Here is a 7,940-nt window from a genome sequence, read left to right as displayed (position 1 = left end):
ACCAAAACGCTTATTTAGACATGCTCTATGAAAACCCTTTAAACACCATTGATGGGAAAGCTTACTTTTACCAAGATTTGAGTTTTAAAAAAATCTTAGATTTTTTTAAAACGATTTTAGAAAACGATACGATTTATCATTGCAATGATGCCCATTATTCTGCTCTTCATCGTGATTTGAATGAGCCGTTAGTGTCTGTTGATGATTTGAGAAGAGATCATGATGATTTGAGGGTTAATTATGATGATTTGAGGGTTAATTATGATGATTTGAGAAGAGATCATGAACGCCTCTTATCAAAGGCTACCCCTTTATTGGAGCTATCCCAAAACACCTCTTTTAAAATCTATCGCAAAATTTATCAAAAGTCCTTACCCTTGTTGCGTGCCATAAGGAGATGGGTTAAAAAATAGGTTTGTAAAACCAATCAATCAAACCCCTTGCGCTATCATCGCAGACGCTACTTTCCTAAAACCAGCGATATTAGCCCCTAAAACAAAATTAGTAGGGTCTTTAAACTCTTTAGCGGTTTGAGAAACATTCTTATAAATCTCTTTCATGATATGGTGCAATTTCGCATCCACCACTTCAAAACTCCAAGGGTGCATGCTCGCATTTTGCGCCATTTCCAAGCCGCTCACGCTCACCCCCCCAGCATTAGCCGCCTTGCCTATGCCATAAGAAATCTTAGCCTGTAAAAACAATTCGATCGCTTCATTGCTTGAGGGCATGTTCGCCCCTTCAGCCACGCATTTACACCCGTTAGAAAGGAGGGTTTTAGCGTCTAAAACGCTCAATTCATTCTCGGTCGCGCTAGGAAAAGCCGCAAAACAAGGCACATGCCATACAGCATTCCCCCCTTTGGGGTAATTTTCTGTAGGCGTATATTTCGCACTTGGTTTTTGTAAGGCGTATTCTTTGATCCTCCCACGACGGATTTCTTTAATCTCTTTCAAAAGCTCTAAATCAATGCCGTCTTTATCATAAATCATGCCATTAGAATCGCTCGCCGTTACCGGTTTGGCTCCTATTTGAAGCAATTTTTCAATAGTGTAAATAGCGACATTACCGCTCCCAGAAACGCTGCAAACCTTACCTTCTAAAGAGCTGTTCCTTTCTTGCAACATTTCTTCAGCAAAATACACGCACCCATAACCGGTAGCTTCTTTTCTGCACAAACTCCCCCCATAAGTTAGCCCTTTACCGGTCAATACGCCCTCAAAACGATTGACTAATTTTTTGTATTGCCCAAACAGATAGCCAATCTCTCTTTCGCCCACTCCAATATCCCCAGCTGGCACATCAGTCGTAGCCCCAATATGGCGGTATAATTCATTCATGAACGCCTGGCAAAAACGCATGATCTCATGCTCGCTCTTTCCTTTAGGGTCAAAATCGCTCCCCCCCTTAGCGCCCCCCATAGCCAAAGTGGTGAGCGAATTTTTCAACACTTGCTCAAAGCCTAAAAATTTGATCACGCTTTCATTCACGCTAGGGTGGAATCTCAAACCCCCCTTATAAGGGCCAATCGCTGAATTGAATTCAACCCTACACCCCCGATTGACTTGGATTTGATGGTTATCATCTAGCCAACACACCCTAAAAAAAATCTCCCTTTCAGGCTCAATCAAACGCTCTAAAATTGCATGCTTTTCATAGCTTTTATCGCTGTCTAAAAGGGGTTTTAAAGAAGTGATCGCTTCATAAACGGCTTGATGGAACTCTTTTTGATAAGGGTATTTTTTCTGTAAAGATTGGAGAATTTTTTCAACATACATGAGCGACATCCTTTATTGTTTTAAGTGTTTTTATTGTAACACTAAAAGGGTAATTAAGTTTTAACCTTATCTTAAAAACTTTTTAAAACGCCCACAAACCCTCTATCAAAGCCGCTCAAATCCTTGTAAAACTCTGCATCATAACCGCAAAATTCCAAGCATTCTTTCAAGCTTTTTAACTGGTCATACCCCATTTCGCAAACCAAAAAAGGGATTTTTAATCCAGCGGCTAAAAAAATGATTTCTTTTAAGATTTCATCGCCTTTAACCCCCCCAAAAAGGGCCTCGTGCGGTTCTTTAAGAACGGATTTTTCCAAAGGATAACCTCTAGCGATATAGGGCGGGTTAGAGACAAGCATTTCTATCGTTGGCATATGATCCCAAAGGTGCGTTTGTTTTAAAAAAACACGCTCTTTTAAATTAAAGCGTTCAATGTTTTTTAACGCCACTTCTAAAGCTTTGGGTGAAATATCGCTCGCATAAATACAAAGCTTAGGATTTTCTAAAGCCAAACTCACAGACACGCAACCACTCCCTATGCCGATTTCGCCTATTTCTTTTAAATGGTATTGAGAAATAATATCAAGGGCTTTTTGGACTAAAATCTCGGTTTCAGGCCGTGGGATTAAAACATGCTCATTCACGAAAAAAGAACGCCCATAAAAATCACAGCTTCCTAATAAATACTCTATGGGGCAGTCATTCAATCGCTTTCCTACCAATTCAAAAAAGCGCACCTCTTCTTCGTGGTTTAACTCTAAATAAGCATGCGTGTGCAAAAAAACCCTCTCTTTTTGCAAGACAAAGCCTAATAAAATTTCAGACTCTAATCCCCCCCTAAAACCTTTTGGCGATAATCCTTTTTTGGCTTTGTTTAGGGCTTGTGAAAGGGTCATTCAATTTCATAATCCAAAGCTTTCAAACGCTCTAATAGGGGCGGGTGCGTGAAATGCAAGAAAACATAAAAAGGGTGCGAATGGGGGAACGCTTTATTTTCGCTCACAATAGACACTAACGCTTTGGCTAAAACCTCTTTAGAGCTTAAACTCGCCCCAAACTTGTCCGCATTGTATTCATTCTTTCGGCTAAAAAACCCGACCAAAGGCATAGCGTAAAAAGAAAATACCGGCAAAAACAAGAGTAAAATCGCAATCAAACTCACTGGCGTTTGCGAGACATTAAAGCCTTCAAAAACGATCGGTGGCAAATGAGCGATCAGAGCAAAAACAAGAGCGAGCAAGCCTCCCATAATCCCTAAACTTTTCAACAAATCCTTATTTTTAAAATGCCCTAATTCATGCCCTAAAATGGCTAAAAGCTCTTCTGTCCCAACTTTAGAGATCAAAGTGTCAAACAACACCACCCGCTTGTTTTTACCCAAGCCCCCAAAATACGCATTCAAACGCCCATCCCTTTTGCTAGCATCCATCACAAAGATACCTTCAGATTTAAAACCCACCTTATCCATCATGCTCTCAATTTGACTCTCTAAATCCCGGTTATTCAAGGGGGTGAATTGGTTGAAAAGTTGGGCGATTTTAGGGTAAAAAAGATTAGCCAATATCATAAAAACAAACACGACAAAAAACGAGCTAATCTCCCAATGTTTCACATGTTCAATGATCATAATAAGAGTGTAAATCAACAACAACCCCACGCTTAAAGTGAGCGATAACCCTTTGAAAAAATCCTTAAAAAACAACGACAAGCTCACCTTAGAAAAGCCAAATTCCTTATCCAAATGCATGGTGGTGTAGTAGCTAATGGGTAAAGCTAAAACGCTTTGAATCGCTAAAAACAACAAAGCAAACACCAAGTAACCTAGCGTTTCAGGAAGGTTTAAATAATGCGTGAGATCTTCTAAATGCGTCAAACCAAAAAAGACCCAACTAGCAAAGATGATCCCGTCTAAAATTTGAGAAATAATGGATAATTGCATTTTCCTAATGGCATAATTTCCCGCTTCTTCATAATCCTTTTGTGGGAGCAAAACAGGCTTCTCGCAGAGCTTTTGACGGATAAATTTCAATTGCAAAATATCGCCTACAATGTAAGGAGTCGTAAAAAAGAGCAAATAAAAAATACAAATTATCATATCTATCCATATGTCAAGCATATTCCAAACTCCTTTCTCCATTAAATTTACCAATAAAAGTGTAGGAATTATAACAATTTTTCAAAAATTTACCATAAAATTAAATAAGTATGGTAGAAAAAAGAGGCTGTTTTTGAGCGTTTTTAATCCAATCATAAAAAAGCCGTGTTATCCAACCCGCTATCAATAAAAAGGTTTGTCATGCCCCATTCTTTTAAAAAGCGTTTTTTAATCATTTACGCCCTTTCTACCTTGCTTTTAGTGGGGGTTTTGTTAGCGTTATTTTTCTTTTATGCGAAAAATAACCTATTAGAAAACACCCAAATACGCATGCAATACACCGCTGATGCGATCGCTAAAAGCCTTTTAGAGTTGGATAATGCCTCTTCTTTAGAGCCTTTAAAAATCTTAGAAGAACGATTCAAAAACACCCCCTTTGTCTTATTAGATGCGGATAACAAAGTCAAGTTTTCTAATATCGGGGCGTTTGTGGCCTCTTTTAAAAATGACGCCTTAATTAAAACCCCTTATTTTGCGCTTAAAAAACAGGGCTTTTACCTCACAGACAGCACCCCAACTAACCGCTTAGGGGTTTCTAAAATCATTATTGCAGAAGAAGAAATTCAAAAAAATTTTATCCCCCTTTATAAAATGATAGGCTATGTGTTTTTGGGCGCGAGTTTGTTTGTCGCGCTAATAGCCAGGTGGCTTTATAAAATCCAATAAAACCATAGATTTATTTTCAAATAAGGATAGTTAAAACGATTACTTTTCCACCAACACGGGCTTATTTTTAAAGCTTTTAAGTGCATTTTCAAGCTGTTTTAGGGCTTCTTCTTTCGTTTTATAAGGGCCAATCAAATAATGCGTGAGAGAGTCTTTTTTCTTTATTTGGTAAGGGAAAGTTTTGAGCGTTTGCAAAAAATCCTTACTGGGCACGTTCAAAAAAGCCCCAATTTGCAAATAATACCCTTTAGGGATACTCGCATCTTTTAAGCTAGGTTTTGTTAAACTCTTTTTATTCTCGCTTTTAGGCGGCTCTTTTGTTAAAGGTTGGGATTGCTTAATAGCAACCTCTTGCTTATGGGTTTTCTTGATTTTTCTTTTCACCTTTTTGCCTTCTATATAAAAATCATATAAATCATGGATTCTTTGCTTCACATAAGCTTCATAGCAATTCTTATAAATCGGGCTATTTTCAATAGAAGCCTTGGGGCTTATTAGCATAACCAACGCCACGCATTCTTCATGGGCGACTTTGAGCCATTCTTCTTCGCTTTGCTCTAGGATTTCTTTGATTTTAGGGAACTCATACTGCGTGCCTTTCTCCATATTTTCTAACATTTCTATAAGTTCTTCATGGACTTGATTGAGTCTTAATTGGATAGGGGGTAAATTTTTGGGCGTATTTTGAACGCTTTTAAGATCGGCTTTTTTATCCTCTAAACCAACAGCGTTTCTTAAAAAGAAAAAAACCAACAACAGAGTCATTTTTAATATACTTTTTTGCATTTATCACTCCCATGTCAAGCTTTCTGTCTTGTTACTTTATGGTAATCAAAAATACCAAATACCGCCATAAGAATGGTTTAAAACATGGGGTTTTAGTTACTTTATTTGATGCTAAAAGCCATTACCTTAATGGGATAGGGGTATTTTGCGATAATTCAATAGCTTTGATATAATAACTTTTAAAAACCATGAAAGGCTTATTATGCAATCTTTAAGTTTGTTAAACCAATTGGGCACTAAAATTGATGAATTGATTGAAAAAATCCAAAAACAAGAAGAAGAGTTGAACGCTTTACGCCAAGCAAACACCACCTTGAATGCGCAAAATGAAGAAAAAGACATTCAAATCGCTATTTTATACGATGAATTGAGCACTAAAGATAAGGGCATTCAAGGTCTTTATGACAAAATCTCTGATTTATTGTCATAAACCATTAAAAACATGCATTCAGAAAACGACAGCTTAGAAATCACTTATTTAGGCAAACGCTATAAAATCTCTCTCAATAACACCTTTAGCGATGAGATGAAACGCACCCTAAAGGAGCGTTTCCATAACCAAGAATTAAACGCCTTAGAGCTTTTAAAGGATTATTTGCATGAAAGTTGTCAAAACGAGTATTTGCACAATGAACTCCAAAAGCTTTTAGAAAAAATCTCATCATGTTCTATCACTTAATCGCTCCTTTAAAAAATAAAACCCCCCCTTTAACTTACTTTTCTAAAGAGCGACACCTTAAAGGAGCGTTAGTCAATATCCCTTTAAGGAATAAAACGCTTTTGGGCGTCGTCCTTGAAGAAGTTTCAAAACCCTCTTTTGAATGCCTAGAGCTAGAAAAAACCCCTTATTTTTTACTCCCCTTTCAAATGGAGCTCGCTATTTTTATCGCTCAATATTACTCGGCTAATCTTTCTTCAGTCTTAAGCCTTTTCACCCCTTTTAAAGAATGCGATTTAGTGGGGTTAGAAAAAATTGAGCCCGTTCTTAATATATTAAGCCAAACGCAAACCAACGCTTTAAAAGAATTGCAAAAACATTCAGCAAGCTTGCTTTTTGGCGATACGGGTAGCGGGAAAACCGAGATTTATATGCATGCAATCGCTCAAACTTTAGAGCAAAAAAAAAGCGCTTTATTGTTAGTGCCAGAAATCGCTCTCACCCCTCAAATGCAACAACGCCTTAAAAGGGTCTTTAAAGAAAATTTAGGCTTGTGGCATAGCAAACTCTCTCAAAATCAAAAAAAACAATTTTTAGAAAAGCTTTATTCGCAAGAAATCAAATTAGTGGTAGGCACACGAAGCGCGTTGTTTTTACCCCTTAAGGAGTTGGGCTTAATCATTGTAGATGAAGAGCATGACTTTTCTTATAAGTCTCATCAAAGCCCTATGTATAACGCTAGGGATTTATGCTTGTATTTATCCCATAAATTCCCTATTCAAGTGGTTTTAGGCTCTGCTACGCCAAGTTTAAATAGTTACAAACGCTTCAAAGATAAGGCTTTAGTGCGCCTAAAGGGGCGCTACACCCCTACGCAAAAAAACATTATTTTTGAAAAAACCGAGAATTTTATCACGCCCAAACTCCTAGAAGCGCTACAACAAGTGATAGACAAAAACGAGCAAGCCATTATTTTTGTGCCTACAAGGGCTAATTTCAAAACCTTGCTGTGTCAAAGTTGTTACAAAAGCGTTCAATGCCCCTTTTGCAGCGTGAATATGAGCTTGCATTTAAAAACCAACAAACTCATGTGCCATTATTGCCATTTTTCAAGCCCTATCCCTAAAATTTGCAACGAGTGTCAAAGCGAAGTTTTAGTGGGTAAAAGGATAGGCACCATGCAAGTGTTGAACGAGTTGGAAGGCCTTTTGAAAGGCGCTAAAATAGCGATTTTAGATAAAGACCACACCAGCACGCAAAAAAAACTCCACAACATTTTAAACGATTTCAACGCTCAAAAAACCAATATCTTAATCGGCACTCAAATGATAAGCAAAGGGCATGATTACGCTAAAGTGAGTTTAGCGGTTGTTTTAGGCATAGACAATATCATTAAATCTAATAGTTACAGGGCTTTAGAAGAAGGCGTGTCGTTACTTTATCAAATCGCCGGGAGGAGCGCTAGGCAAATTTCTGGCCAAGTGTTCATTCAAAGCACCGAAACGGATCTGTTAGAAAATTTCTTAGAAGATTATGAAGATTTTTTACAATACGAATTGCAAGAAAGGTGCGAACTCTACCCGCCTTTTTCAAGGCTGTGTTTGTTGGAATTCAAGCATAAAAACGAAGAAAAAGCCCAACAATTGAGCCTAAAGGCCTCTCAAACCCTTTCTTCGTGTTTAGAAAAGGGCGTAACGCTCTCCAGCTTTAAAGCCCCCATTGAAAAAATCGCCTCTTCTTACCGCTACCTGATTTTATTGCGTTCCAAAGACCCTTTAAGCCTAATCAAAAGCGTGCATGCGTTTTTAAAAACCGCTCCCAATATCCCTTGCAGCGTGAACATGGATCCTGTGGATATTTTTTAAAAACTCATGTTTTATATATTATTTCAAAAAAC

General features: G+C 37.9%; 8 protein-coding genes and 1 pseudogene. 5 read left to right on the top strand and 4 right to left on the bottom strand.

Features of this window, described 5'->3' with window-relative positions; genetic code table 11:
* A pseudogene (locus KX581_RS06715) lies at positions 1 to 413 on the top strand (glycosyltransferase family 10 domain-containing protein); the annotation flags it as partial.
* Between the two features lie 18 nt (positions 414 to 431).
* On the opposite strand, the gene gdhA reads toward KX581_RS06715, so the two are convergent.
* From gdhA to KX581_RS06700, 3 genes are all read right to left on the bottom strand, one after another.
* A complete protein-coding gene (gene gdhA / locus KX581_RS06710) occupies positions 432 to 1,778 on the bottom strand; it encodes an NADP-specific glutamate dehydrogenase (RefSeq protein WP_079339702.1) in 1,347 nt (448 codons plus the stop codon).
* A 71-nt stretch (positions 1,779 to 1,849) separates the two neighbouring features.
* Positions 1,850 to 2,674 carry a peptide chain release factor N(5)-glutamine methyltransferase gene (locus KX581_RS06705; protein ID WP_180611002.1) on the bottom strand — a complete coding sequence of 275 codons (825 nt, stop codon included), beginning with the start codon at positions 2,672 to 2,674 and terminating at the stop codon, positions 1,850 to 1,852.
* The gene (locus KX581_RS06700; protein ID WP_231175921.1) at positions 2,671 to 3,894 is read right to left on the bottom strand and encodes a M48 family metallopeptidase; all 1,224 of its coding nucleotides are present in this window, start codon (positions 3,892 to 3,894) and stop codon (positions 2,671 to 2,673) included. Before KX581_RS06700 ends, KX581_RS06705 begins: the two co-directional genes overlap by 4 nt.
* A 180-nt stretch (positions 3,895 to 4,074) precedes the next feature.
* Between KX581_RS06700 and KX581_RS06695 the strand changes: the two genes are divergently transcribed.
* Positions 4,075 to 4,599 carry a hypothetical protein gene (locus KX581_RS06695; protein WP_180611005.1) on the top strand — a complete coding sequence of 175 codons (525 nt, stop codon included), beginning with the start codon at positions 4,075 to 4,077 and terminating at the stop codon, positions 4,597 to 4,599.
* A 39-nt stretch (positions 4,600 to 4,638) separates the two neighbouring features.
* Here the strand turns inward: KX581_RS06695 and KX581_RS06690 are convergent, their stop codons facing one another.
* Entirely contained in the window at positions 4,639 to 5,385 is a 747-nt protein-coding gene (locus KX581_RS06690; protein ID WP_180510957.1) for an SPOR domain-containing protein, read from the bottom strand.
* A 202-nt stretch (positions 5,386 to 5,587) separates the two neighbouring features.
* On the opposite strand from KX581_RS06690, the gene KX581_RS06685 reads away from it, so the two are divergent.
* The 3 genes from KX581_RS06685 to KX581_RS06675 are packed head-to-tail and all read left to right on the top strand — an operon-like array spanning position 5,588 to position 7,908.
* Positions 5,588 to 5,815 carry a hypothetical protein gene (locus KX581_RS06685; RefSeq protein ID WP_021173588.1) on the top strand — a complete coding sequence of 76 codons (228 nt, stop codon included), beginning with the start codon at positions 5,588 to 5,590 and terminating at the stop codon, positions 5,813 to 5,815.
* Positions 5,816 to 5,827: 12 nt separating this feature from the next.
* Positions 5,828 to 6,064: a hypothetical protein gene (locus KX581_RS06680; protein WP_000555364.1), complete on the top strand. Its 237-nt coding sequence runs from the start codon at positions 5,828 to 5,830 to the stop codon at positions 6,062 to 6,064.
* Complete coding sequence (locus tag KX581_RS06675) at positions 6,049 to 7,908, top strand: primosomal protein N' (protein ID WP_231175920.1); 1,860 nt, start codon at positions 6,049 to 6,051, stop codon at positions 7,906 to 7,908. The genes KX581_RS06680 and KX581_RS06675 overlap by 16 nt, the downstream gene beginning before the upstream one ends.
* The last annotated feature ends 32 nt before the right edge of the window (positions 7,909 to 7,940 follow it).

The sequence above is a fragment of the Helicobacter pylori genome (assembly GCF_021062735.1).
Lineage (GTDB): Bacteria > Campylobacterota > Campylobacteria > Campylobacterales > Helicobacteraceae > Helicobacter > Helicobacter pylori_DN.
This window is presented reverse-complemented; position numbering and strand designations above follow the sequence as displayed.

Bases quoted from the DNA above. Each gene is read 5' to 3' on its own strand.
- gdhA (WP_079339702.1), bottom strand. From the start codon at position 1,778: ATGTATGTTGAAAAAATTCTCCAATCTTTACAGAAAAAATACCCTTAT.
- KX581_RS06705 (WP_180611002.1), bottom strand. From the start codon at position 2,674: ATGACCCTTTCACAAGCCCTAAACAAAGCCAAAAAAGGATTATCGCCA.
- KX581_RS06700 (WP_231175921.1), bottom strand. From the start codon at position 3,894: ATGCTTGACATATGGATAGATATGATAATTTGTATTTTTTATTTGCTC.
- KX581_RS06695 (WP_180611005.1), top strand. From the start codon at position 4,075: ATGCCCCATTCTTTTAAAAAGCGTTTTTTAATCATTTACGCCCTTTCT.
- KX581_RS06690 (WP_180510957.1), bottom strand. From the start codon at position 5,385: ATGCAAAAAAGTATATTAAAAATGACTCTGTTGTTGGTTTTTTTCTTT.
- KX581_RS06685 (WP_021173588.1), top strand. From the start codon at position 5,588: ATGCAATCTTTAAGTTTGTTAAACCAATTGGGCACTAAAATTGATGAA.
- KX581_RS06680 (WP_000555364.1), top strand. From the start codon at position 5,828: ATGCATTCAGAAAACGACAGCTTAGAAATCACTTATTTAGGCAAACGC.
- KX581_RS06675 (WP_231175920.1), top strand. From the start codon at position 6,049: ATGTTCTATCACTTAATCGCTCCTTTAAAAAATAAAACCCCCCCTTTA.